At 59.3% G+C, this 26,657-nt stretch carries 20 protein-coding genes; 13 read left to right on the top strand and 7 right to left on the bottom strand.

All coding sequences use genetic code 11. The features are described from left to right. The first annotated feature begins 51 nt into the window (after nucleotides 1-51). From QLG12_RS20570 to QLG12_RS20595, 6 genes are all read left to right on the top strand, one after another. A complete protein-coding gene (locus QLG12_RS20570) occupies nucleotides 52-1,647 on the top strand; it encodes an ABC transporter substrate-binding protein (protein WP_085654606.1) in 1,596 nt (531 codons plus the stop codon). A gap of 74 nt (nucleotides 1,648-1,721) precedes the next feature. Beyond that, complete coding sequence (locus QLG12_RS20575) at nucleotides 1,722-2,732, top strand: ABC transporter permease subunit (protein WP_007953665.1); 1,011 nt, start codon at nucleotides 1,722-1,724, stop codon at nucleotides 2,730-2,732. Nucleotides 2,733-2,743: 11 nt separating this feature from the next. Further along, entirely contained in the window at nucleotides 2,744-3,670 is a 927-nt protein-coding gene (locus QLG12_RS20580; RefSeq protein ID WP_039769224.1) for an ABC transporter permease subunit, read from the top strand. Between the two features lie 10 nt (nucleotides 3,671-3,680). Beyond that, nucleotides 3,681-4,649 carry an ABC transporter ATP-binding protein gene (locus QLG12_RS20585; protein ID WP_064382563.1) on the top strand — a complete coding sequence of 323 codons (969 nt, stop codon included), beginning with the start codon at nucleotides 3,681-3,683 and terminating at the stop codon, nucleotides 4,647-4,649. Further along, the gene (locus tag QLG12_RS20590) at nucleotides 4,649-5,629 is read left to right on the top strand and encodes a peptide ABC transporter ATP-binding protein (RefSeq protein ID WP_007953682.1); all 981 of its coding nucleotides are present in this window, start codon (nucleotides 4,649-4,651) and stop codon (nucleotides 5,627-5,629) included. The genes QLG12_RS20585 and QLG12_RS20590 overlap by 1 nt, the downstream gene beginning before the upstream one ends. Before the next feature lie 347 nt (nucleotides 5,630-5,976). Further along, nucleotides 5,977-7,056 carry a F0F1 ATP synthase subunit beta gene (locus QLG12_RS20595; protein WP_197871809.1) on the top strand — a complete coding sequence of 360 codons (1,080 nt, stop codon included), beginning with the start codon at nucleotides 5,977-5,979 and terminating at the stop codon, nucleotides 7,054-7,056. 96 nt (nucleotides 7,057-7,152) lie between these two features. Here the strand turns inward: QLG12_RS20595 and QLG12_RS20600 are convergent, their stop codons facing one another. After that, entirely contained in the window at nucleotides 7,153-7,413 is a 261-nt protein-coding gene (locus QLG12_RS20600) for a hypothetical protein (RefSeq protein WP_197871808.1), read from the bottom strand. Nucleotides 7,414-7,681: 268 nt separating this feature from the next. Further along, nucleotides 7,682-9,265, bottom strand: a complete 1,584-nt coding sequence (locus QLG12_RS20605; protein WP_011332431.1) for a peptide chain release factor 3 — start codon at nucleotides 9,263-9,265, stop codon at nucleotides 7,682-7,684. Nucleotides 9,266-9,621: 356 nt separating this feature from the next. Here QLG12_RS20605 and QLG12_RS20610 point away from each other — a divergent pair, with 356 nt between their 5' ends. From QLG12_RS20610 to QLG12_RS20630, 5 genes are all read left to right on the top strand, one after another. Continuing rightward, nucleotides 9,622-10,311 carry an ABC transporter permease gene (locus tag QLG12_RS20610; RefSeq protein WP_197871818.1) on the top strand — a complete coding sequence of 230 codons (690 nt, stop codon included), beginning with the start codon at nucleotides 9,622-9,624 and terminating at the stop codon, nucleotides 10,309-10,311. A 20-nt stretch (nucleotides 10,312-10,331) separates the two neighbouring features. After that, nucleotides 10,332-11,225 (top strand): glycine betaine ABC transporter substrate-binding protein, encoded by an 894-nt coding sequence (locus QLG12_RS20615; protein ID WP_197871807.1) that lies wholly within the window; start codon nucleotides 10,332-10,334, stop codon nucleotides 11,223-11,225. A gap of 13 nt (nucleotides 11,226-11,238) precedes the next feature. Then, the gene (locus tag QLG12_RS20620; protein ID WP_064382567.1) at nucleotides 11,239-11,892 is read left to right on the top strand and encodes an ABC transporter permease; all 654 of its coding nucleotides are present in this window, start codon (nucleotides 11,239-11,241) and stop codon (nucleotides 11,890-11,892) included. Then, nucleotides 11,889-13,043 (top strand): ABC transporter ATP-binding protein, encoded by a 1,155-nt coding sequence (locus QLG12_RS20625; RefSeq protein ID WP_039769215.1) that lies wholly within the window; start codon nucleotides 11,889-11,891, stop codon nucleotides 13,041-13,043. Before QLG12_RS20620 ends, QLG12_RS20625 begins: the two co-directional genes overlap by 4 nt. Nucleotides 13,044-13,626: 583 nt before the next feature. Next, a complete protein-coding gene (locus QLG12_RS20630; protein ID WP_039769212.1) occupies nucleotides 13,627-14,790 on the top strand; it encodes a type III PLP-dependent enzyme in 1,164 nt (387 codons plus the stop codon). Between the two features lie 55 nt (nucleotides 14,791-14,845). On the opposite strand, the gene QLG12_RS20635 is transcribed toward QLG12_RS20630, so the two are convergent. The 4 genes from QLG12_RS20635 to QLG12_RS20650 all read right to left on the bottom strand — a co-directional run bounded on the left by QLG12_RS20635 (nucleotide 14,846) and on the right by QLG12_RS20650 (nucleotide 19,750). Beyond that, entirely contained in the window at nucleotides 14,846-15,739 is an 894-nt protein-coding gene (locus QLG12_RS20635; protein WP_197871385.1) for a hypothetical protein, read from the bottom strand. A gap of 114 nt (nucleotides 15,740-15,853) precedes the next feature. Next, a complete protein-coding gene (locus tag QLG12_RS20640; protein ID WP_282475140.1) occupies nucleotides 15,854-18,121 on the bottom strand; it encodes an alpha-xenorhabdolysin family binary toxin subunit A in 2,268 nt (755 codons plus the stop codon). Nucleotides 18,122-18,313: 192 nt separating this feature from the next. Next, entirely contained in the window at nucleotides 18,314-19,012 is a 699-nt protein-coding gene (locus QLG12_RS20645) for a tetratricopeptide repeat protein (protein WP_282475141.1), read from the bottom strand. A 57-nt stretch (nucleotides 19,013-19,069) separates the two neighbouring features. Continuing rightward, nucleotides 19,070-19,750: a Fe2+-dependent dioxygenase gene (locus QLG12_RS20650; protein WP_039769208.1), complete on the bottom strand. Its 681-nt coding sequence runs from the start codon at nucleotides 19,748-19,750 to the stop codon at nucleotides 19,070-19,072. Nucleotides 19,751-19,957: 207 nt separating this feature from the next. Here QLG12_RS20650 and QLG12_RS20655 point away from each other — a divergent pair, with 207 nt between their 5' ends. Both QLG12_RS20655 and QLG12_RS20660 read left to right on the top strand, forming a co-directional pair. After that, nucleotides 19,958-22,279 (top strand): TonB-dependent siderophore receptor, encoded by a 2,322-nt coding sequence (locus QLG12_RS20655; RefSeq protein WP_236193254.1) that lies wholly within the window; start codon nucleotides 19,958-19,960, stop codon nucleotides 22,277-22,279. Nucleotides 22,280-22,411: 132 nt separating this feature from the next. Beyond that, nucleotides 22,412-24,940: a sulfite reductase flavoprotein subunit alpha gene (locus QLG12_RS20660; RefSeq protein ID WP_282475142.1), complete on the top strand. Its 2,529-nt coding sequence runs from the start codon at nucleotides 22,412-22,414 to the stop codon at nucleotides 24,938-24,940. Between the two features lie 121 nt (nucleotides 24,941-25,061). Here QLG12_RS20660 and QLG12_RS20665 read toward each other — a convergent pair whose 3' ends face one another. Further along, the gene (locus tag QLG12_RS20665) at nucleotides 25,062-26,603 is read right to left on the bottom strand and encodes an alkaline phosphatase D family protein (protein ID WP_197871375.1); all 1,542 of its coding nucleotides are present in this window, start codon (nucleotides 26,601-26,603) and stop codon (nucleotides 25,062-25,064) included. Nucleotides 26,604-26,657 lie beyond the last annotated feature (54 nt).

Consider the following 26,657-nt stretch of genomic DNA (forward strand, 5'->3'; position numbering starts at 1 on the left):
ACGAGTCGGCCGTTCGGCTTTTTGTCTTCAACCGATTGCAGAGGGTTCTTGATGAAAATGCTTCCCCTACGTGCGGCCATCGCGGCTGCGTTGCTGAGTGTCGCTGTCGGCGTCTCGGCCAAACCCTTGGTGGTCTGCACCGAAGCCAGTCCGGAAGGCTTCGATATGGTCCAGTACACGACTGCAGTCACTGCCGACGCGGTGGCCGAAACCATCTTCAACCGTCTGGCGGACTTCAAGCCCGGCACCACCGAAGTGATTCCGGCGCTGGCCGAGTCCTGGGACATCAGCGAAGACGGCCTGACCTACACGTTCCACCTGCGCAAAGGCGTCAAGTTTCACACCACCGAATATTTCAAGCCGACCCGCGACATGAACGCCGACGACGTGGTCTGGAGTTTCCAGCGTCAGCTGGACCCGAATCACCCGTGGCACAAGCTGTCGAGCGTGGGCTTCCCGTACTTTGAAAGCATGGGCTTCAAGGAACTGCTCAAAAGCGTCGAGAAAGTCGACGACAACACCGTCAAGTTCACCCTGACCCGCCGCGAAGCGCCGTTCCTGGCCGACATCGCCATGGCGTTCTCCTCGATCTACCCGGCCGAATACGCCGACCAGTTGCTCAAGGCCAACAAGACCGGCGATCTGAACAACAAGCCGGTCGGCACCGGGCCGTTCATCTTCCAGCGCTATAACAAAGACGCCCAGGTACGCTTCAAGGCCAACCCGGACTATTTCCGTGGCAAGCCGCCGGCTGACGCGCTGATCCTGGCGATCGCCACCGACAACAACGTGCGCTTGCAGAAACTCAAGGCCAACGAGTGCCAGATCGCGCTGTACCCGAAACCGGATGACATCCCGAGCATCAAGAAAGACAGCAACCTGAAAGTCGACGAACTGGATGCGATGACCGTCTCCTACGTCGCCATGAACACCCAGCACAAGTACATCAGCGACGTGCGGGTGCGCAAAGCGATCGACATCGCCTTCGACAAGGAAGCCTACGTCAACGCCCTGTTCGGCAAAGGCAACGCCAGCGTGGCGGTCAACCCGTACCCGCCGACCCTGCTGGGCTACAACCACGAGCTGAAAAACCCGCCACGTGACCTCGACAAGGCTCGTGCCCTGCTCAAGGAAGCCGGTGTACCGGAAGGCACCACGTTCACCCTGTTCACCCGCAACGGCGGCGGCCCGACCAACCCGAACCCGATGCTCGGCGCGCAGATGATGCAGGCCGACCTGGCGAAAGTCGGGATCAAGATCGACATCCGCGTGATGGAATGGGGCGAGATGCTCAAACGCGCCAAGGCCGGCGAGCACGACATGGTCTCGGCCGGATGGGCGGGCGACAACGGCGACCCGGATAACTTCCTGACGCCTATGCTCAGTTGCGAAGCCGCCAAGAACGGCGAAAACTACGCGCGCTGGTGCAACGAGAAATTCCAGGCCCTGCTCGACGAAGCACGGGCTAAAGTAGACCCGGCCGAACGCGCCAGGCTGTATGAACAGGCTCAAGTGCTGTTCAATCAGGACCAACCGTGGATCAGCATGGCCCACACCCGCATGTTCACCGCAATGCGCAACAACGTAGAGGGTTATCACATCAGCCCTCTGACAACCAATAACTTCGCCACCACCCAGGTGAAGTAGATAAGAAAACTCCCGGTTTCCCTGACCCCAGGGAAACCGGGCACGCCTAACCGGCTGATGAGGTACCACACACGATGTTTAGTTTTATTGCCCGCCGACTGGGGTTATTGATCCCCACGTTTTTCGGCATCACCTTGCTGACTTTCGCGTTGATTCGCATGATTCCCGGCGACCCCGTGGAAGTGATGATGGGCGAACGTCGGGTCGACCCCGAAATGCACGCTCAGGCAATGGAACGCCTCGGTCTGAACAAACCGTTGTATGCCCAGTATCTGGACTACATTGGCAAACTGGCCCACGGCGACCTCGGTGAATCCCTGCGCACCCGTGAGAGCGTATGGACCGAGTTCACCTCCCTCTTCCCGGCGACCCTGGAACTGTCCATGGCCGCCCTGCTGTTCGCCGGCATCCTGGGCCTTCTGGCCGGGGTGATCGCGGCCCTTAAGCGAGGATCCCTGTTCGACCACGGGGTGATGGGCATCTCCCTCGCGGGTTACTCGATGCCGATTTTCTGGTGGGGCCTGATCCTCATCATGTTCTTCTCGGTAAGCCTGGGCTGGACCCCGGTGTCCGGACGGATCGACCTGCTTTACGACATCGAGCCACGCACCGGTTTCATGCTGATCGACACCCTGCTGGCCGATGACATGGGCGCCTTCCTCGATGCCCTGCACCACCTGATCCTGCCGGCCATCGTGCTGGGCACCATTCCGCTGGCGGTGATCGCGCGGATGACCCGTTCCTCGATGCTCGAAGTATTGCGTGAAGACTACATCCGTACCGCCAAGGCCAAAGGCCTGTCGCCGTCGCGCGTAGTGTTCGTGCACGGCCTGCGCAACGCGCTGATTCCGGTACTGACCGTGGTCGGCCTGCAAGTCGGTACCCTGCTGGCCGGTGCGGTCCTGACCGAAACCATCTTCTCCTGGCCCGGCATCGGTAAATGGCTGATCGAAGCCATCGGCGCCCGGGACTACCCGGTTGTGCAAAACGGCATCCTGTTAATCGCCTGCCTGGTGATTCTGGTCAACTTCGTGGTGGACATCCTCTACGGCTTTGCCAACCCACGCATCCGTCATCAGCGCTGAGGTCAATACCCATGAGCACTCCAACTTCCTCAGTAGTCACCGCCGCCACCGCCGTGGATCAAAGTCTGCTGTACCCGTCACCGTACAAAGAGTTCTGGCAGGCCTTCGCCAAGAACAAGGGCGCCGTTGCCGGCCTGCTGTTCATGCTGCTGGTGATTTTCTGCGCGATCTTCGCGCCGTGGGTCGCCCCGCATAACCCGAGCGAGCAATACCGCGACTTCCTGCTGACGCCGCCGGCGTGGCTCGAAGGCGGGCAAATGCAATTCCTGCTCGGCACCGATGAACTGGGTCGCGACCTGCTGTCGCGCCTGATCCAGGGTTCGCGCCTGTCGCTGCTGATCGGTTTGTCGTCGGTGGTGATGTCGCTGATCCCGGGGATCCTGCTGGGCCTGTTCGCCGGTTTCTTCCCGAAAGTGGTCGGCCCGACCATCATGCGTCTGATGGACATCATGCTGGCCCTGCCATCGCTGCTGCTGGCCGTGGCGATCGTCGCCATCCTCGGCCCAGGCCTGATCAACACCGTGATCGCGATTGCCGTGGTGTCCTTGCCGTCCTACGTGCGTCTGACCCGTGCCGCCGTGATGGGTGAACTGAACCGCGACTACGTGACCGCCGCGCGCCTGGCCGGTGCCGGTCTGCCACGTCTGATGTTCATCACCGTGCTGCCGAACTGCATGGCACCGCTGATCGTTCAGGCGACTTTGAGCTTCTCCTCGGCGATCCTCGATGCCGCCGCCCTGGGCTTCCTCGGCCTCGGCGTCCAGCCGCCAACCCCTGAGTGGGGCACCATGCTGGCTTCGGCCCGCGACTACATCGAACGCGCCTGGTGGGTGGTGAGTCTGCCTGGTTTGACCATTTTGCTCAGCGTGCTGGCAATCAACTTGATGGGCGACGGCCTGCGCGATGCGCTGGACCCGAAACTCAAGAACGCCGCCTGAGGAGATTCCCATGTCACTGTTAGAAATCAAGAATCTCAACGTTCGCTTCGGCGACAAGAACGCCACCCCGGTCGTCGACGGCCTCGACCTGAAAGTCGACAAGGGCGAAGTCCTGGCAATCGTGGGCGAGTCGGGTTCCGGCAAGTCCGTGACCATGATGGCGCTGATGGGCCTGATCGAGCACCCGGGGATCGTCACCGCCGACGCCCTGAGCTTCGACGGCAAGAACATGCTCAAGCTGAACAACCGCCAGCGTCGGCAGATCGTCGGCAAAGACCTGGCGATGGTGTTCCAGGACCCGATGACGGCGCTGAACCCGAGCTACACCGTCGGTTTCCAGATCGAAGAAGTGCTGCGCCTGCACCTGAAAATGTCCGGCAAGCAAGCGCGCAAACGTGCGATCGAACTGCTGGAAAAAGTCGAAATCCCGGGCGCCGCGAGCCGTATGGACGCCTACCCGCACCAACTGTCCGGCGGCATGAGCCAGCGTGTGGCAATTGCCATGGCGATTGCCGGCGAACCGAAACTGCTGATCGCCGACGAGCCGACCACCGCACTCGACGTGACGATTCAGGCGCAGATCATGGACCTGCTGCTGGCATTGCAGAAAGAGCAGAACATGGGCCTGGTGCTGATCACCCACGACCTCGCCGTGGTGGCCGAAACCGCCCAGCGCGTCTGTGTGATGTACGCCGGTCAAGCCGTTGAAGTCGGTCAGGTGCCGCAACTGTTCGACATCCCGGCGCACCCGTACAGCGAAGCGCTGCTCAAGGCGATTCCGGAACACAGTCAGGGTGCCGAGCGTCTGGCGACTCTGCCGGGCATCGTTCCCGGCCGTTACGACCGCCCGCAAGGCTGCCTGCTGTCGCCGCGCTGCCCGTACGTGCAGGACAGCTGCCGCGCGCAGCGTCCGACCCTTGACCCGAAAAGCCACAGCCTCGCCCGCTGCTTCTATCCGTTGAACCAGGAGGTGGCGTAATGGCCGTCGTACTTACCGCCCGCGACCTGACCCGTCACTACGAAGTCTCCCGTGGCCTGTTCAAGGGCCATGCCACCGTGCGCGCCCTCAACGGCGTGTCGTTTGAGCTGGAAGCCGGCAAGACCCTCGCCGTCGTCGGTGAATCCGGCTGCGGCAAATCCACCCTCGCCCGCGCCCTGACCCTGATCGAGGAGCCGTCGTCCGGCTCGCTGAAAATCGCCGGGCAGGAAGTGGCCGGCGCCGACAAGGCTCAGCGCAAGCAACTGCGCAAAGACGTGCAGATGGTGTTCCAGAGCCCGTACGCGTCGTTGAACCCACGGCAGAAAATCGGTGATCAACTGGCCGAGCCGCTGCTGATCAACACCAACCTGTCGGCTGCCGAGCGTCGCGAGAAAGTCCAGGCGATGATGAAGCAGGTCGGCTTGCGTCCCGAGCACTACCAGCGTTATCCGCACATGTTCTCCGGCGGTCAGCGTCAGCGTATCGCGCTGGCTCGCGCCATGATGCTGCAACCGAAAGTGCTGGTGGCGGACGAACCGACCTCGGCGCTGGACGTGTCGATCCAGGCGCAGGTGCTGAACCTGTTCATGGACATGCAGCAGGAGTTCAACACCGGTTACGTGTTCATCTCGCACAACCTGGCGGTGGTGCAGCACGTGGCTGATGACGTGATGGTGATGTACCTCGGTCGCCCGGTGGAAATCGGTCCGAAGCACGACATCTATGCCCGTCCTCTGCACCCGTACACCCAGGCGCTGCTGTCCGCGACCCCGACCATCCACCCGGATCCGGACAAGCCGAAAATCAAGATCGTCGGCGAGCTGCCCAACCCGCTGAACCCGCCACCTGGCTGCGCGTTCCACAAGCGCTGCCCATACGCCACCGCGCGTTGCAGCAGCGAGGAGCCGGCCCTGCGCCAGCTCGACACGCGTCAGGTTGCGTGCCACTACGCCGAGCAGTTCCTCGACGGCGCGGCCTAAGCAGATTTGGAGACCGATACAGAATTCTGGCGGGTGCGCGCTTGCTCGCTCCCGCCAGAATCGGGTTGTTCTCTGAATTGAAGTGTTGACCAAACCCCTTCTGCCCCGATTGCGCATCAATTGGGGCAGAAGGGGTTTTCTTTTGTCCGGCGTTTGCATCGTGCTGACGCAATGCCGTTGGATATTCGGCGCTATCACCGAAAAATCCGGGGCTATCGCACAATGGTCTAAACACCTGTCATTTATGACAGGTGCTCAATAGAGAGAGGCAGGCTTATGGTTTCACGTACTCAGGACACGTGACGCGGCTTTCAATCTTTCTATTGTTGGATCTGGAGTATCAGGCGATGAACGATGAACAAGAATCGAAACACGGCATTGAAGTTCTCGGCCGGGTGATTAACGCAAAATGTGAACCGCTGGATGAAAAGGGACCGATCGCAGCGACATCCGAAGACAAGTCGAACGACAGGCAAATACTGGAAACCGGCGTCAAGGCCATCGATCTGCTCTGCCCTTTCCCCAAGGGCGGTAACATCGGTGTATTCGGGGGGGCCGGGCTTGGAGAAACGCTATTGATACAAGCACTGATCAATAACGTTGAAAAATCGGGGGCGGTAGCAGTGTACGTGCCGGAGGATCCTGCTGATGGTGAAAGCATGGTTTCACCCAATCTGTGCGTGGTTCGGACTGAAGAGAACGCCTCACAGGAAGCCCACTTAAATGCAGTAAAGACCGCAGTTACGGTGGCCAAAAATTTACGTAACCTAGGTCACGACGTTCTGCTGGTAATCGAACGCTCCTTCGGAATTCTCCAGGCCGAGATCGATGTCGCCGAACTGCTCCGCCGTACAACTTCGGCAGTGCGTTACCGGCCGCACCTTGAAGAAGCCATGCGCAGCATGCAAGTAAGGGCGGGATCGATAACTTCTGTACAAGCCATCAATACGCCAGTGGACGAGTTGACCGACCAAGAGTCGACCACCTTCGCTCACCTGGACGCTCGCGTCGTTCTGTCCCGTAGCCTCTCTGAACTGGGTATCTACCCGGCGGTAGACCCTCTGGATTCGGGTTCGAACCTGCTGGACCCGGACGTGATCGGCTTGGACCACTACAATACCGCTACTGACGTTCGGAACTTGCTGAGTCAATACAAAGACATCATTGCAGTACTGGGTATGGACGAACCGTCGGCTGAAGACCAGCTGATGGTTAGCCGTGCGCTTAAGATCAGGGGCTTCCTGTCGCAGCCGCTCTACTCGATTGATGAACTTACCGTGGTCGTGAGTGTGAAAAACACCATTGCTGGCTTCAAAGGCATTCTCAACGGTAAATACGACCACCTGCCAGAACAAGCGTTCAACAAGGTCGGCGGCATCGAAGAAGTGATCGAGAAAGCCGAAACGCTCATAATCCAGCCACGCTGAGCACGTCGAGAAAATAAAAAGGCGAAGCTCCACGCTTCGCCTTTTCTCAACCCGCCGTGAAGTCCGGTTCAGCAAAAGATGTGCACTACCTGCACACTACGTCTGGCTGTCACCTTCATCCGGATCATCACTGTCCGGTTCATCGGTGGTCGGATCGTCATCGTCGGCGCTGCCGCCCTGGCCCTGATCGCCGGGCTCGGACTCGGACTTGGCCAGCATCAAAGCGCTGTGCCCCACCTGCCCGCTTGATGCCTGGGTATCGTGATCCTCGCACTCGGCCCAGGCCGTCGCGGTGCCGAGGGACAGCATCACCATCACTTTCAACAGCAGCAAAACCCGTAGCAACCTGTTTTTCATGGTCGAGTCCATCCTGTTCCAGGTGAGAAATTCATGCTGACCTGACGCTGATTGAAATCTAGTTCCGATCCGCCGGGTTCACCAGATAGGACGCTAACCCATGCCCGGAAATGCCGTGCCTGGACAGACCACTTTCGAATAACGTTCATAACCGGATCGGCTAAGCGAGGTCGATTCTCTCCAATACTTGATGAGCAAATGATTCTGCAGCCAACAAAAAGCCCCCGAGGCTTGCGCATCGGGGGCTTTGGATGGAGTAACTCAGCGCTTAGTGATGCTCGCGCGTCGCACGGAATTTCACGTCCGGCCAGCGTTCTTCCATCAGGGCCAGGTTGACCCGGGTCGGCGCGAGGTAGGTCAGGTGACCGCCGCCGTCCAGTGCCAGGTTTTCCACGGCCTTGTTGGAGAATTCCTCGAGCTTCTTCTTGTCGCTGCATTCGATCCAGCGCGCGGAGTACACGGTGATAGGCTCGTAGGAGCACTCGACCTTGTATTCCTCTTTCAGGCGGCTGGCGACCACATCGAACTGCAGCACACCGACGGCGCCGAGGATGATGTCGTTGCTGCGCTCCGGGAAGAACACCTGGGTCGCGCCTTCTTCGGCGAGCTGTTGCAGGCCCTGGCGCAGTTGCTTGGATTTCAGCGGGTCGCGCAGGCGTACGCGGCGGAACAGTTCCGGGGCGAAGTGCGGAATACCGGTGAAGCCCAGGGTTTCGCCTTCGCTGAAGGTGTCGCCGATCTGGATCGTGCCGTGGTTGTGCAGACCGATGATGTCGCCGGCGTACGCTTCTTCCAGCTGTTCACGCTCGGAGGAGAAAAACGTCAGGGCGTCGCCGATGCGCACGTCCTTGCCGGTACGCACGTGGCGCATCTTCATGCCTTTCTCGTACTTGCCGGAGCAGATACGCATGAAGGCGATGCGGTCGCGGTGTTTCGGGTCCATGTTCGCCTGGATCTTGAAGATGAAGCCCGAGAACTTCTCTTCCACCGGCTCCACGGTGCGCTCGTTGGCCACGCGTGGCAGTGGACGCGGGGCCCAGTCGACCACGGCGTCGAGCACGTGATCGACCCCGAAGTTACCCAGTGCGGTACCGAAGAACACCGGGGTCAGTTGGCCGTCGAGGAATTCCTGCTGATTGAACTCGTGGCAGGCGCCCTGCACCAGTTCCAGCTGTTCGAGGAAACGCTCGTACTCGTCGCCCAGGTGTGCGCGGGCTTCGTCGGAATCGAGCTTCTCGATGATCTTGGTTTCGGTGCGTTCATGACCGTGACCGGCGGTGTAGACAATGATGTAGTCGTCGGCCAGGTGGTAAACGCCCTTGAAGTCGCGGTAGCAACCGATCGGCCAGGTGATCGGCGCAGCCTTGATCTTCAGGACGGCTTCGATCTCGTCGAGCAGTTCGATCGGGTCGCGGATGTCGCGGTCGAGTTTGTTGATGAAGCTGACGATCGGCGTGTCACGCAGACGGCAGACGTCCATCAGGGCAATCGTACGTGGCTCTACACCTTTACCGCCGTCGAGAACCATCAGGGCCGAGTCCACCGCGGTCAGGGTGCGGTAGGTGTCTTCGGAGAAGTCTTCGTGGCCCGGGGTGTCGAGCAGGTTGATCATGTGTTCGCGATACGGGAACTGCATGACCGACGTGGTGATCGAGATGCCCCGCTGCTTTTCCATCTCCATCCAGTCGGATGTCGCGTGGCGGTCGGATTTACGGGATTTCACCGTACCGGCCACGGCAATCGCCTTGCCCATCAGCAAGAGCTTTTCGGTGATGGTGGTTTTACCGGCATCGGGGTGGGAAATAATGGCGAAAGTGCGGCGTTTCGCGACTTCGGCGGCCTGTCTGGTCATGGGAAATCGCCTGGCGGTGATTCAAAAAAGGGCGGCGATTATAGCCCAACTCGATTCAATAACCGAACCGTTGAGCACATTAAGGGTGGCCAAATGCTGCCTCGGATGGGAACCTTTTAAAGCACGGAGACGTCCATCCCCTGTAACGACATTTCGTCAGGGGCTGAAAAATCAGCAAGTTAGCCTGACGAGGCTGCGCTCATGGCTGGCTTTCAGACCGCTTTTGCCGGGCTGAAAAAAAGCTGCTTCTCGCGAACGACTCTCCCGGCAGCCAAGGCTTGGCATGCCACACGGGACTGCGTTCGCCGACTAAAAAAAGGAGTCCGCCTGTGGCTATCCGCTATGGCAAAGGGCTGATGGGAGGTGCGGTGGTGATCGCGCTCCTGGCCCTGCTGGTCCACTGGATCGGCATCAACACGATCGAACACTACCGCGACGATTTGTTGTTTTACCTGCAAGCTCATCTGATTCTCGTCCTCGCTTCAATGCTGGCCGCCCTGGTCGTGGGCATTCCCGCCGGCATCTTCCTGAGCCGCCCGCACATGGTCGGCCGCGCCGAACGCTTCATGCAGATCTTCAACATCGGCAACACCGTACCGCCGCTGGCCGTGCTCGCGATTGCCCTGGGGATTCTCGGCATCGGCAGCGGTCCGGCGATCTTCGCTCTGTTCCTCGCCTCGCTGTTGCCGATTGTGCGCAACACCTATGAAGGCCTGAAAAACGTCCAGGGCTCACTGAAAGAAGCCGCCGTCGGCATCGGCATGACCCCGCGTCAAGTGCTGTGGAAAGTCGAGCTGCCCAACGCCGTGCCGATCATCGTCGGCGGTGTGCGGGTGGCGCTGGCGATCAACGTCGGTACGGCGCCGCTGGCCTTCCTGATCGGCGCCAACAGCCTCGGCAGCCTGATCTTTCCCGGCATCGCCCTGAACAATCAGCCGCAACTGCTGCTCGGCGCCGCGTGCACCGCACTGCTGGCCCTGCTGCTCGATGGTGTGGTGACCCTCGCCAGCCGTCTCTGGCTGGAACGCGGTTTGCGCCCGTCTTGAGGCTTTGCGAAGGAATATTTATGAAAAGACTTAGTTTGATTCTGGGCTGCGTGCTGCTCTTCGCAGGTATCGCCCAAGCCGCCGACAAACCGGTGATTCGCCTCGGCGCCCGGGTATTCACCGAGCAGACCCTGCTCGCGGAAATCACCGCGCAATACCTGCGCAGCAAAGGCTACGACGCGCAGATCACCGGCGGTCTGGGCAGCAACCTGGCCCGCAGCGCCCACGAAACCGGACAACTGGACATGCTCTGGGAATACACCGGCGTGTCGCTGGTGGCCTACAACCATGTCACCGAAAAACTCGACAGCGCACAGTCCTACGCCCGGGTGAAAGAACTCGACGCGAAAAAAGGCCTGGTCTGGCTGACACCGTCGAAATTCAGCAACACCTACGCCCTGGCCCTGCCGAAAAAAGTGGCTGAGGAATATCCGCAGATCCACACCATCAGCCAGTTGAACGACGTGTTGAAGGCTGAAGCCAAAACCAATCATCTGGTGGCGCTGGACACCGAGTTCGCCAACCGTTCGGACGGTCTGGACGGCATGGTCAAGCTCTACGACATGAACCTGACCCGCAAGAACATCCGGCAGATGGACGCGGGCCTGGTCTACACCGCGCTGCGTAACGGCCAGGTGTTCGCCGGTCTGGTCTACACCACCGACGGCCGCCTCAATGCTTTCGGCCTGAAGCTTTTGGAAGACGACAAGCATTACTTCCCGGATTACACCGCAGCGCCCGTGGTGCGTCAGGCCTACCTCGACGCGCACCCGAAACTCGCCGAGCAACTCAAGCCGCTGGCCGAGCTGTTCGACGACGAAACCATGCGCCAGCTCAACGCGCGGGTCGACGTCGATCACGAGAGCCCGTCGAAAGTCGCTGCCGATTTCCTGCGCCAGCATCCACTGAACTAAAGGAGGAAAAGTCATGGAATTTTTGAACGCCTTTTCCCACCTCGACTGGCAGCAGGTGATGCACCTGACCTGGCAGCACATCACGCTGGTCGGCATCGCCGTCAGCCTGGCGATTTTCATCGGCGTGCCACTGGGCATTTTGATGACGCGCTTCCCGAGCCTCGCCGGCCCCTTGCAGGCCAGCGCCACAGTGCTGCTGACCGTGCCGTCGATTGCGCTGTTCGGCCTGTTGCTGCCGTTCTACTCGAAATTCGGCCAGGGCCTCGGCCCGATGCCGGCGATCACCGCCGTGTTCCTTTATTCACTGCTGCCGATCATGCGCAACACCTACCTCGCCCTGACCGGCGTCGAACCGGGCATCCGCGAAGCCGCACGCGGCATCGGCATGACCTTCGGCCAGCGTCTGCGCATGGTCGAGTTGCCGATCGCCGTGCCGGTGATCCTCGCCGGCGTGCGCACCGCCGTGGTGATGAACATCGGCGTGATGACCATCGCCGCGACCATCGGCGCCGGCGGTCTCGGCGTGCTGATCCTCGCCTCCATCAGCCGCAGTGACATGTCGATGCTCATCGTCGGCGCGCTGCTGGTCAGTCTTCTGGCGATCTTCGCCGACCTCATTTTGCAGTGGCTGCAACGTTCGCTGACTCCAAAAGGACTCCTCAAATGATCGAACTTCAAAACCTCAGCAAGACCTTCCAAAGCAACGGCAAAGATGTGAAAGCCGTGGATTCGGTAAGCCTGACCGTCAATGAAGGCGAAATCTGTGTGTTCCTCGGGCCATCGGGCTGCGGCAAAAGCACCACGCTGAAAATGATCAACCGCCTGATCAAGCCGACCTCGGGCAAGATCCTGATCAACGGCGAAGACACCACCGACCTCGACGAAGTGACCCTGCGCCGCAACATCGGCTACGTGATCCAGCAGATCGGTCTGTTCCCGAACATGACCATCGAGGAGAACATCGTGGTGGTGCCGAAACTGCTCGGCTGGGACAAACAGAAATGCCACGACCGCGCCCGCGAACTGATGAGCATGATCAAGCTTGAGCCCAAGCAATATCTGCATCGTTACCCGCGTGAACTGTCCGGCGGTCAGCAGCAACGGATCGGCGTGATCCGTGCGCTGGCGGCGGATGCGCCGCTGTTGCTGATGGACGAACCGTTCGGCGCAGTCGACCCGATCAACCGCGAGATGATCCAGAACGAATTCTTCGAGATGCAGCGCGCGCTGAACAAGACCGTGATCATGGTCAGCCACGACATCGACGAAGCGATCAAGCTCGGCGACAAGATCGCGATCTTCCGCGCCGGCAAACTGTTGCAGATCGACCACCCGGACACCTTGCTCGCCCATCCGGCGGATGACTTTGTCAGCAACTTCGTTGGCCAGGACAGCACCCTCAAACGCCTGCTGCTGGTGAAAGCCGAAGACGCAGCAGACAACGCGCCGTCAGTCAGCCCGGAAACCCCGGTGGCCGATGCGCTGGAGTTGATGGACGAACATGACCGTCGCTATGTCGTCGTCACTGACGCTGAGAACAAGGCACTGGGTTATGTGCGCCGTCGAGATCTGCATCGTCAGACCGGCACCTGTGCGCAGTTCCTGCGCGAATTCAACGCCACGGCGGCATACGACGAGCATTTGCGCATCCTGCTGTCGCGCATGTACGAGTTCAATCGCTCATGGCTGCCGGTGATGGATGCCGAGCGGGTATTCCTTGGCGAAGTCACCCAGGAGTCGATTGCGGCGTACCTGAGTTCGGGTCGATCACGCGGCATGAAGACCAATATCGTGTCGCCAGCCGAAGCGGTGGCCTGATCAAAAGCAAAAGGGCTGTTCGACAGCCCTTTTTTTTCGACTACCGGAACCTGAAAGCCGTGATGTTTTTGCCAACGAAGAGCCGGCAAGAAATATCAACACATGAGAAGGCTGACCCCGTCCGCGAATGTCAGCCTTAACCAGCAAATTCCCCCTCATATCCCCTTCTCGCCGCCAACGTCGTCGATGTTGAAGTGAACGCACTTATCTGAGACTTGGCTCGCATCAGCGTCGAACGTGCAGGTATTTTTAACACCTGAAAATTATTGCGGAACATCTGACCGTCATCTCGGTCGGCTACAAAGAGTGATATCCGCGACGTACGTCAGAAGCGTGCAAAAACGCGACATTTTTAGTTGATCTCAGGCCCCTCACGCCCTAAAGTTCGCGCCGAACGTCCATGCTGGAAACGATCCATCCGGCTCAAGTACTGACGACGAGACAGCAAGGCCAAGGGCAGCGACCCATGGCCTTTTTGCTTTCGGCGACATGCCTTGGGAAGTAGGCGAACCAAAGTGGGGATACGGAGGGCGTTCATTTGCACCCATTGTTTTTACGAGTTTGCCCATAGGAGCTCCCAAGTATGTCGATCCAGGTCGAAGACTATTTCGCGCGCGAAACCTTTCAGAAAATGAAGGCGTTCGCCGACAAACAGGAAACCCCTTTCGTGGTGATCGACACCGCGATGATCGCCCAGGCCTACGATGACCTGCGCGCCGGTTTCGAATTCGCCAAGGTCTACTACGCAGTCAAGGCCAACCCGGCCGTCGAGATCATCGACCTGCTCAAGGAGAAAGGCTCGAGCTTCGACATCGCCTCGATCTATGAGCTGGACAAAGTGCTGAGCCGTGGCGTCAGCCCGGACCAGATCAGCTACGGCAACACCATCAAGAAGTCCAAGGACATTCGCTACTTCTATGAGAAGGGCGTGCGTCTGTTCGCCACCGACTCGGAAGCCGACCTGCGCAACATCGCCAAGGCTGCACCGGGCGCCAAAGTCTATGTGCGCATCCTGACTGAAGGCTCGACCACCGCCGACTGGCCACTGTCGCGCAAATTCGGCTGCCAGACCGACATGGCCATGGATCTGCTGATCCTCGCCCGCGACCTGGGCCTGGTGCCGTACGGCATCTCGTTCCACGTCGGTTCGCAACAGCGCGACATCAGCGTCTGGGACGCCGCGATCGCCAAGGTCAAAGTGATCTTCGAACGCCTGAAAGAAGAAGACGGCATCCACCTCAAGCTGATCAACATGGGCGGTGGCTTCCCGGCCAACTACATCACCCGCACCAACAGCCTGGAAACCTACGCCGAAGAAATCATCCGCTTCCTGAAAGAAGACTTCGGTGATGACCTGCCGGAAATCATTCTGGAGCCGGGCCGTTCGCTGATCGCCAACGCCGGTATCCTGGTCAGTGAAGTGGTGCTGGTCGCGCGCAAGTCCCGCACCGCCGTCGAGCGTTGGGTTTATACCGATGTGGGCAAGTTCTCCGGCCTGATCGAAACCATGGACGAAGCGATCAAGTTCCCGATCTGGACCGAGAAGAAAGGCGAGATGGAAGAAGTCGTGATCGCCGGCCCGACCTGCGACAGCGCCGACATCATGTACGAAAACTACAAGTACGGCCTGCCGCTGAACCTGGCGATCGGTGATCGCCTGTACTGGCTGTCGACCGGTGCGTACACCACCAGCTACAGCGCCGTAGAATTCAATGGCTTTCCGCCGCTGAAGTCGTTCTACGTGTAAAAAACATTACCCGTAACGCGAAAAGCCCATGACCTGTCATGGGCTTTTTTATGCCTTACAGTCGGGTCATTTTGACCAGTTGGTCCGACATGCCTTGCACATCGTTCAACGGCCCCTTGAGCATCGGCAGGGTAGATTTCGCCCGCGCCATCGTCATCGTCGGGTAATGACTTCTAAGCATCTGTTGCGCTTCATCCAGCATCCAGGTCATACGAAAGCAGAAATCGCTGAGATTGTTCGCCGCACTGGCAGCGCGTCGGCGCAGATTGAACAGAAACTCGACGTGCTCTTTGGACAGTGCGACTCGCTCCTCTTGCGAATACGCCCGGCCCGGCACATAAGTCGTACCGGGTAATCCCATTTTGCCCAGGCCGTAATAGACTTCGATCTTGGCGACGGGTTTATCGCAGGAACATATCGGCATCGTCAGACACTCGATAAAACGCACGAAGATGCTGTGGATCGATTCGGCCAGGCTGCTCACCTGTTTTTTGAAATTCAACACCGTGCTGCGGTATTGCTCCAGTCGTCGATCCATTTCCCGCAGCACATCGATGATGTTTGCTGCAGGTGCATTGCCCCATACAGGCGACCTTACCAATGAAAATTGCCGTGGATCGATAGTGTTAATCGCCTCTCGGCGATTGTCGGCATTTGAAACAATGACCTGAAACTCTTCGATAAAACCGAATACCTCATGTAACACCCGCGCGGAATTGCTGCCTAGCAGCGATGTTGCTTGCTGTATCGCCAGCCAACACGCTCCATTGGTTTGTGCCGCCTGCCTCAGGCTTTGAATATTCGGTGGCGACAGCATGGTGTGCCCTTGTCGTTCAAAGCTTTTACTAAACTCAGTCATTTCCTGTAAGGCAGGGGGTAGATCCTGCAGAAACTTCACATACTGCTTCAATGCAGCGAAGTTTTTTTCTGCCAGTAAATATTCAAGCATCAGCCTCTCCTTGGTCTGATCGAACTTACATTGCCGATGGAACCGTACCCATCGGCAACCCTGCGCCGGACTCTGCTATCACCCACAAACGCAGAGCACGGCCTGCCGGAAGAATCAGCGCTGCGGTACTGACAGCGGATCAACGAACGCGATAAACAGTGGCGCATATTGTTTCAACGCGTTACTGAGTGCATCAAAGTCATCCGACCGCTCGACATCAATCGCATCGCGCAGTTGCTCGAAAGCAATCACGGCAGGACGGTAGGTGGCGGCATATTCGGCGCGGCAGTCTTCCATGACATGAATGGCCTTCAGGTATGCGACCTTGCCTTGCGAATCACGGATAACCGAGCGCTCACGTTCGATATCAGCCTGCACGCCATCGACTTTCAGCTTCAGCTTGTCGCTCTCGCGAACCATGTCCAGAAAGCGCACAGATTCGCCGATGCCGATGAGGGTTCGCTTCAGTTGATCGATGGCCGCCATCACCAATTTGATTTCCGGCGGAGCCAGGCCCAGTTCGGTAATCTTGGCGATGGTCAGTTCAACATCCTTGCCGAGTTTCTCGATGCCACTTTTTTCCAGAAGAGTGACCCCGTCATTGATGATCTTGCGTTCAGCCGCAAGCGCTACAAGCTTGCCTTCCAGTTGGGCAATTTCAGCATTGGCCACAAGCGCGTCGCGCTGGAAATCAGCGATGTAAGCCTGCGTCAGGCGAACATCAAACCGTGCATCAATGTTGCGCAAGGCGCTTCCCACCAAAGATGCCTGCCTGGTCATGGCAGAGGAGATCGAACGCAAAATGTCCTTACGCTCATCATCGATTTCTTCAATGAACTCAGGATCGGTTTCTTTTAACCGGTCCCTCTCGTTGCGGGCCAGACGTCGCAGGCTGTTTTGCAGATCATTCAGACTCGACTGTGCCGAATCCTGCAATTGGCTTTGGCATTGTCCCATGCCAATCACGATCCGCTTGAAGCGGTCAAACAGATCCGGCAGATAACCCAGTCGGGTTTTCAGTACTTCTGCCTGAGTACGGGCTTCACGCACCTGTTCAATAGAGGATGTCAGGGTGGCAACGTCCACAGGCGGATAGCTCACTGTCGTGTTGAGCCCGACCACACGCAAGGTGCGCGCGCTGAACGAATAGTTGCGCTCGTATTCTTCATCGGCCTCTTTGAAGACCTGGATAAGCTTGTCCGAGTCGGTTTCGATGGCTTTCCATGGCAACACGACTTCTTCGAATTCGGTACCGAAGATCCGCAGGCTCAAGGCGTCGTTGATTCGATCCATCGCCGCTACCGAGTTGGAGATGTGCAGGTAGAGGCTTTTCCAGACATGCATCAGGTTCTGCGTGGCAATGTCAGCATCAATCGCTACGATCATCAGGCTTTGCAGGTCATGCTTGACGCGGGCCAGGGCACCGAGTGTCTGGTTCATGCTCGCCAGCATCTGGATATCCCGCTCCTGTTCAGCGTACAACTCGTTGCGTACTGCACGAATATTTTCGGCCCCTACACCCATGTAGATCGCCATGGCCAGGCCCACGATGTTCATCCCGGATGCCGCCTTCAATGCCTCCTGAACCGCCGCCTTGTACTCAGTGTTTTTGATATCAATTTCTTTAGCACGCTCATCAATAGTGTTCTTCAACGCTTTGATATCCGCTGCCAACGTACTGCTGTCAATCAGCCCGACCCGAAGTTTTATGTTAGGTAGTACATGCTCGCGCAGATCATAACCAAACATATCCAGATCATTCTTGATGCCCTGCACATCGCTCAGGTTTTTATTAATCCTCTCGAATATCCGTTGCAGGTAATAGCCCAACGTCGCGACCGTATCAGGGTCAACTTCAATATCCGGAAACTTGTCACCCAGTTCGATTTCCAGCGCTTTAAGCTGAGCGAGTGTTTTAATCTTGTTTGCCTTGAGGAAGGCGACTGAATCATCATCATTCAAGACTTCCTGTATCGCCTTGCCATAATTGAGCATGCTGCTGGCAAAACTCTTCAGCCCTTGCCCGGTCATCATGATGCGTTCACGCAACGGCGACCAACGTCTTGCATGATTGCGGGTGTTGACAAAGGTCGAGAGGAAATCAGTCGGGTTCAAACCAGGGCCACCGTCCTGCCCCGCGCCGAAACGCAGATAATCCTGGACATCCTTGAGGGTATGAGGAAGCGCCAGACCGGCCGCTTCATATTTACGCAAATCAATGATCTGTTTTTTGGTGAGCAGAAGTCCGCGATCACGCACGACATCGTCACCCGCGGAAACCGATAGATCGCTGAGTAACTTGGGCGCCTCTGCCGCCATCTTCAGAACTTGCTCAGGCGAGGCATTATTCAGGGCATCGCCCCATAAAGCGTAAGAAGACATGGTCATTCCTTAAATCATTTTTTAAGTTAAGTTAGACAAACAAGAAAGTTAAAGCAGGCAAGCTTTTAACTTTCCAGCAAACTTAAACACAAAAGATAAACCTAAAGAAGCGCGTCAAACTTTCAATTTATTTATAAAGAATACCAACAAACAGACACATAACCCGAAAACTTAAAACAGTCTTTTATTTGACTAGACCGCCATGCGTTCTGCGCGCTCTTTGTACTCTTGAGCCAATGCTTGAATAGCAGGGTGTGATGCGCTTTCCAAGGTCCTGGCAGCCACATCGAGAAACACAGCATGCCCACCGCTCATTGCCTGGCGGTACCATTTCAACGCCTCGCTAATCTGTGAGCGCTCGGCCAGAACACTGGCATAACTGAACTGGCCACGGAAGTCGCCGCTCTGCGCCGAGCGGCGATACCAATCCAAGGCTGCGACCGGGTCCGCGCGACAATGACGGCCCTCTTCAAGATAGCGACCGAGCAGGTTCATCGACTTGGCGTGTCCCAACTCGGCGGCCCGACGATAAAGCGCCAAAGCTTGCGGTTGATCCACACCCACCCCGCGCCCGGTCGCCATCAGATTGGCGAGGTTGTACATCGCCCAGTCCAGCCCGGCATCCGTCGCAATCCGATAGTGCTGCGCGGCAATCGTCGCATCTGCCGTACAACCCCAACCCTGTTCATGGCAGCGCCCAAGCATGTTGCGCGCCATTAAATGACCTTGTCCGGCGGCGATTTCAAACCAGCGCAGGGCCAGCGGCTGATCCTGAGCAATCCCGTGACCGTCCAGAAGAATCTGCCCCAGCAATGCCTGCGCCTCAACCTCTCCATCTCCCGCCGCCAGCAGAATCGCTTGGGCGGCACGGGCCGGGCTTTCGGCGAGCATGGCGCTCAGTTGCGCGCCGTCGAGGACTTCTTCGCGACGTAACCGAAAGTCCGCCACTTACACCTCGACCCAGCGACGCAGCAGGTTGTGGTAAGTGCCGGTGAGGCGGATCAGCGAAGGGTGATCGGGCATGTCTTGCGTGAGCTGCTGGATCGCACCGTCCATCTCGAACAGCAAGGCCCGCTGGCTGTCCTCACGCACCAGGCTCTGGGTCCAGAAAAACGACGCATATCGCGCTCCGCGAGTGACCGCGTTGACCTTGTGCAGGCTGGTGCCGGGGTACAGCACCATGTCGCCGGCAGGCAGTTTCACCCGTTGGGTGCCGAAAGTGTCCTGGATTTCCAGTTCGCCGCCGTCGTAGTCCTCGGGTTCACTGAAGAACAGCGTGGCCGACAGATCGGTGCGTACGCGCTCGATGCTGCCCTTGGGCTGACGCACTGCGTTGTCGATGTGGAAATCGAAACTGCCGCCCGCCGTGTAGCAATTGAGTAGCGGCGGAAATACTTTGTGCGGCAAAGCGGCGGACATGAACAGCGGATTTTTCCACAGCCGTTCAAGCATCGCCGCGCCGATTTCCTTGGCCAGCGGATGGCCCTCGGGGAGTTGCAGATTGTGCTTGGCCTTGGCCGACTGATAGCCGGCGGTGATCTTGCCATCGGCCCAGTCGGCCTGTTCCAGAGCCTCGCGGATGCGCTGCACTTCGTCTTTCTCGAACAGCGCGGGAATGTGCAGGAGCATGGCGATGTCACCAGATGGCAAAAGGATGCCAATGGTATTGATTCTTATTGACTGTGTAAAACCCACTGGACGAATGAACTGGCAAAAACCGTAAGGTTAAATTGTAAAGAATGTAAATTTGTCGCGAATAGTAATGTTTCGCAATTGATACGAATACCTGTTTACCCTATATTCCGCCGCCTCAAATCCTTGGGGAGGGGAATAAAAATGGCACGTCAACCCGCACAATTACCGGTCAGTTCACCGCGTCTGCTCGCTTCCGCCATCGGCGTGGCAATTACCGCCGGCTCCGCAGGCCACATGGTGTTCGCCGCCGAAAAAACCGACAGTAAAGCCACCGGCAATGCCATCGCCCTGGACGCCACCGCCATCACCGGCGAAGCCCAGGACTCGACGTCCTACCAGGTCGAGAAAGCCTCCTCGCCCAAGTACACCGCGCCGCTGGTCGACACGCCGCGCTCGGTCACCGTCATTCCGCAACAGGTACTCAAAGACACCGGCGCCCTGAACATGCAGGACGCACTGCGCACCGTACCGGGCATCACTTTCGGTGCCGGTGAAGGCGGTAACCCGCAGGGCGACCGTCCGTTCATCCGTGGTTTCGACGCCCAGGGCGACACTTACCTCGACGGCGTGCGTGACACCGGCTCCCAGAGCCGCGAAATCTTCGCCGTGGAAAACATCGAAGTCAGCAAGGGCCCGAACTCCGCCATCGGCGGTCGCGGCGCGGCGGGCGGCAGCATCAACCTGGTGAGCAAGAAAGCGCACCTGGGCAACTCGTTCGACGGTGGTTTCACCTGGGGCTCCGACCAGACCCAGCGCTACACGATGGATGGCAACTACCAGTTCAGCGACACCGCTGCCGGCCGTCTGAACCTGATGAGCCACGAGAGCAACGTCGCCGGTCGCGACAAGGTCGACTACGACCGTTGGGGCATCGCGCCGTCCCTGGCCTTCGGCCTGGGCACCGACACCCGCGTCAACCTCGACTACTACCATCTCGAAAGCAACGACACGCCGGACTCGGGCATCCCTTACACCATTCCGGCCGGCGGCTCGGCGGCGCGTACCAAGTCCAACCCGGACAAGCCGTACGCCGGCGGCGATCACAGCAATTTCTACGGTCTGGACCGCGACTTCCGCAAGGGCCGCACCGACACCGCGACCTTCGCCATCGAACATGACCTGAGCGACTCGCTGACGATCAAGAACACCCTGCGTCACGGCACCAGCATGCAGGATTACATCCTGACCCAGCCGGACGACAGCAAGGGCAACGTCAACAACGGCAGCGTCTGGCGTCGTGCGAACACTCGCGTGAGCAACACCGAGACCACCACCAACCAGACCGATCTGTTCGGCAACTTCTACGTCGCCGGTTTCAAGAACAGCTTCTCCACCGGTGTCGAATACACCCGTGAGGAAAGCAGCAAATCCTCGTACAACGTCAACACCGACACCACGCCGCGCACCTCGGCCGTGACCACCAACTGCAACCCGGGCCTGATCGGCGCCGCCAGCGGCTACAACTGCACCTCGCTGTCGAACCCGAACCCGAACGATCCGTGGAACGGCGCGATCTCGCGCAACTACGCCGGCACCGACACCCAGTCCGATACCTACGCGCTGTATGTGTTCGACACCCTGGAGCTGTCCGAGCAATGGCTGGTGAACATGGGCCTGCGTTACGACCACTTCGAAACCGGCTACAAGACTTACAACAACGCTGGCCGCACCACCTCCAAGGGTGCTGACACCAGCGAGTTCGTCACCGGTCAGTTCGGCATCGTCTACAAGCCGGCAGAGAACGGCAGCATCTACGCGTCCTACGCCACCTCCGCCACACCGCCGGGCAACACCCTGGGTGAAGGTCAGGAAGGCAACCCGCTGGGCGGCACCCCGGATCGCAATGGCAACCTGCTCAAGAGCGACATGGAGCCGGAAACCACCAAGAACTACGAAATCGGCACCAAGTGGGATCTGCTGAACGATCGCCTGTCGCTGACCGCCGACATCTTCCGTACCGAGAAAGAAAACGCGCGTGTCCAGGTTGATACCACCTCGTACGAAAACGCCGGCAAGACGCGTGTACAAGGTATCGAGTTGTCCGCCAGCGGCAAGATCACCGACAAGTGGCAAGTGTTCGCCGGTTATGCCTACATGGACAGCGAACAGGTTGACGGTGGCGACCTGCCGGCCAACAAGGCCAACAACGGCAACGAGCTGCCTAACACGCCGAAAAACAGCGCCAGCCTGTGGACCACTTACCAGGTCACGCCGAAGCTGACCCTCGGTGGCGGTGCGTTCTACGTGGATGACGTGTTCGGCAGCGTGGCCAACACCACCATGGTCGATTCCTACGTTCGCTACGACGCGATGGCGGCGTACAAGCTGAGCAAGAACGTCGACCTGCAACTGAACGTGCAGAACCTGACCAACGAAACCTACTACGACAAGGCCTTCTCGACTCACTTCGCCAACCAGGCGGCGGGCCGTACGGCATTGCTGAGCACCAACTTCCACTTCTGATCGAAGAGGGAAGTACCGAGCCCCGTTCATTCATTTGAGCGGGGCTTTTGTGCGTAATAAAGAACGTTTCTCGATAGGCCACGGCATAATGCACGCCGTGAACACAACCTCCGAACGGACAAGGCAAGCAACGTGTTGAAGAAAACCCTGTTCCAGTTGCACTGGTTTTTTGGCATCACTGCCGGGCTGGTGCTGGCCCTGATGGGCATCACCGGCGCTGCCTATTCGTTTCAGGACGAAATTCTCAAAGCCCTCAACCCCTCCGTGTTGCAGGTCGAGAAACAGGTCGCCGGCGTCCTGCCGCCCGCCGATCTGGTGGCACAGATCGAAGCAGCCTCGGGCAAGAAAGTCTCGATGCTCTCGGTCGAGACCGAAAGCGGCAGCGCCGGACGCGTCTGGTTCACCCCGCCCAAAGGCGAGCGCCGGGGCGAGATGCGCTACTTCGATCCCTACACCGCCGAGTTCAAGGGCGAGGCCACCGGCCAGGACTTCTTCGGCCTGATGCTGCAACTGCACAGGTTCCTCGCCATGGGCGATACCGGTCGCAACATCACCGGCGCCTGCACCCTGATGCTGCTGTTCTTCTGCCTGTCCGGCCTGTACCTGCGCTGGCCGCGCCAGTGGAACAGCTGGCGCGTGTGGTTGACCCTCGACTGGAAGAAAAAGGGTCGCAGCTTCAACTGGGATCTGCACTCGGTGTTCGGCACCTGGTGCATGCTGGTTTACCTGCTGCTGGCACTGACCGGACTGTCCTGGTCGTACGAGTGGTACAACAAGGGCCTGACCAAATTGCTTTCCGACGCGCCGCAAAACGAACGCGTGCGCGGCGGACGCGGCCCTGCCCCTGAAGGCCCGGCGCCGACTGCCGATTACGCCGCGATGTGGGTCAGCATCTACAGTTCCGCAGGTCCAGGCCTCGCCGCCTACAACATCCGCATGCCGCCAGTGGCCGGCCAACCGGCGACCGTGTTCTACCTGCTCGACAGCTCGCCCCATGACCGCGCGCTGAACCAGATCACCCTCGACCCGGCCACCGGCGTCGTCAAACGGGTCGACCGCTACGCCGACAAGAGCTTCAAGGCGCAATTGCTGACCAGCATTTACGCGCTGCACGTCGGCAGCTATTTCGGTCTGGTCGGACGGATCATCGTCACTGTCGCGGCCGTCTTGATGCCGCTGTTCTTCATCACAGGCTGGCTGCTGTACCTGGATCGCCGGCGCAAGAAAAAGCAGATCAAGAACGCGCGCAAAGGCCTCGATCAACCGCCCGGCGATACGCCGGCGTGGCTGATCGGTTTCGCCAGCCAGAGCGGTTTTGCCGAGCAACTGGCGTGGCAGACTGCCGGTCAATTGCAAGCCGCCGGATTGCCGGTGAAGGTGCAGCCGCTGGCGAATGTCAGCGAGCAGGATCTGCGCGAATCGAACAACGCGCTGTTCGTGGTCAGTACCTTCGGCGACGGCGAAGCACCGGACAGCGCTCGCGGTTTCGAGCGCAAGGTATTGAGCAACGCCTCGACCCTCGACAGCCTCAACTACGCGGTGCTCGGCCTTGGCGATCGGCAGTATCAACACTTCTGCGGTTTCGCCCGACGCCTGCATCAATGGCTGGGCGAACACGGCGGCAAGACCCTGTTCGCCCCGGTCGAAGTCGACAGTGGCGATCCTTACGCCCTGCGTCACTGGCAGACCCAGCTCGGCCTGATCACCGGGCAAGCGCCGGTCGACACCTGGCAGGCGCCGAGCTACGAGAACTGGACACTGGTGCGCCGCGAGCTGATGAACCCGGACAGCAGCGGCGCCCCTGTTTTCCTGCTCGGCCTGACCGCGCCGACTTCTCGCAGCTGGCTGGCCGGTGACCTGGTGGAAGTGCTGCCGCGCAACTGCCCGTGGGCCATCGAGCATTTCCTCGACGGCCTCGGCATCCGTGGCGAAACCAGCGTCAAGGTCAACGGCCTGCAAGAGCCGCTGGAAGTGGCCCTCGCCAGCCGCCAATTGCCCGAGCACCGCGCCCATCTGGTGGGCCTGCACGCTCAGGCGCTGGTCGATGCGATGGTGCCGCTGGCCATGCGCGAATACTCGATCGCCTCGATTGCCGCCGACGGCGTGCTGGAACTGATCGTGCGTCAGGAACAGCATGCCGACGGCAGCCTCGGCATCGGCTCCGGCTGGCTGACCGAGCATGCTCCGGTCGGCGGCAGCATCAGCCTGCGGGTCCGCCGCAACAGCGGTTTCCATCTGCCGAACGCTCCGGTGCCGATGATCCTGCTGGGCAACGGCACCGGCCTTGCCGGACTGCGCAGCTTGCTCAAGGCACGGATCGCCGATGGTCAACAGCGCCACTGGTTGCTGTTCGGCGAACGCAATCGCGAGCACGATTTCCTCTGTCGCGCGGAGCTGGAAGAGTGGTTGATCAACGGCGATCTGGAACGCCTGGATCTGGCGTTCTCGCGGGATCAGGCCGAAAAGATTTACGTGCAGGATCGCCTGCGCGAATCGGCCGCCGAGTTGAAGAAATGGCTGGCGGACGGTGCGGTGATCTACATCTGCGGCAGCCTTCAAGGCATGGCGTCGGGCGTGGATCAGGTGCTCAATGAAGTGCTGGGCGCAGCCGAAGTCGAACGCCTGATCGAGCAAGGTCGCTATCGCCGCGACGTTTACTGACCACACATGACAAATGTGGGAGCGAGCTTGCTCGCGATAGCGGTTTTACATTCAACTCATTCGTTGTCTGTTATATCGCTATCGCGAGCAAGCTCGCTCCCACAGTTTTTTTGCGGTGAACTCAAGTCGGTTGCAGCTTCTGCTCGAACACCGCAACCCCCTCCAGATCCCGCAGCACCACACTCATCTCCCCGCTCTGCCCGTCAATGTTCACCTCACCGAAAAACTGAAACCCGGCAAACGGCGAGGCGTTCTGCGTCGGTGGTGCTTTCTGGAACACCACCTGCGGGCCAAAAGTCTTGTCCAGCGGATTGGGTCCGAAACTGCCGGCGTTCAACGGTCCTGCTACAAACTCCCAGAACGGTTCGAAATCCTGGAATGCTGCGCGATCCGGGTGGTAGTGATGCGCGGCGCAGTAATGCACGTCCGCCGTCAGGAACACGAAATTGCGCACCTGTTGCGCGCGCAAGAAGCCCAGCAGCTCGGCGACTTCCAGCTCACGTCCCTGCGCCGGGCCGGGGTCGCCGTTGGCCACCGCTTCCCAGCGAGCAACACCGGGGCTGACCTCGCCATCCGGCACGCCGAGACCGATCGGCATATCGGCGGCGATGACTTTCCACTGGGCTTTCGACGCCTTCAGTCCGCGCTTGAGCCAGTTCAATTGCTCACGCCCGAGGAACGGTTTTTCCGCCCCGAGATTGTCGTCGTTGGCGCCGCGATAACTGCGCATGTCGAGCACGAACACATCGAGCATCGGCCCGTAGCTCAGCTTGCGATAGATCCGCCCGCCGCCATCGGCCGCCTGCAAACGCATCGGCGAATATTCGAGCCAGGCCTGACGCGCACGGCCGACCAGGGTGTGGATATTTTTTTCCTGATAGCGCTCGTCGAGCTGCTTGCCCGGCGACCAGTTGTTGACCACTTCATGGTCGTCCCACTGCCAGATCTGTGGCACTTCGGCATTGAAGCGACGGACGTTTTCATCCATCAGGTTGTAGCGGTAATTGCCGCGATAATCGTCGAGGGTCTGGGCGACTTTGCTCTTGGCTTCGGTGGTGAGGTTGCGCCAGATCCGGCCACCTTCAGTGCTCAGTTGCGCCGGCACCGGGCCGTCGGCATAGATGGTGTCGCCGCTGTGGATAAAGAAGTCCGGCAGGCGCATGCGCATGGCTTCATAGATGCGCATGCCGCCGATATCGGGGTTGATGCCGAAGCCCTGGCCGACGGTATCGCCGCTCCAGACAAAACGGAGATTGCGCCGCGCCGTCGGTGCACTGCGCAAGTGGCCGAGCCACGGCTCGCTGGCAACGCCGGTGCGGGCGTCCTTGAAATACACGCGATAGAAAATCGCCTGATCGGCGGGCAGCCCGGTGAGTTCGACGCGGGCGGTGAAATCGCTGCGGGCATCGGCCAGCGCGGAGATGACGCGGCGCGGATGGCGGAACTGACTGCGGGTGTCCCACTCCACCACCATCTGCGCCGGGCGGTCGGCGCGGCTCCAGATCATCGCCCGGTCGCCCTGCAAGTCGCCGGATTGCACGCCGTCAGTCAGTTGCGGTCGATCCTTGACCGACGCGATCACGGCCGGCGCCAGCCCCGGCATCAGCAGTCCGGCGCCGACGGCTTGCATCACGCGCCGGCGACCGGGATTGAAATCGCTCATGGTGTTCTCCCTGAAAAAAGGAAAACTTAAGCACCGCTAGATGAAAGGGGTGTG

It is taken from the genome of Pseudomonas sp. V88_4 (genome assembly GCF_029967985.1).
GTDB lineage: Bacteria > Pseudomonadota > Gammaproteobacteria > Pseudomonadales > Pseudomonadaceae > Aquipseudomonas > Aquipseudomonas glycinae.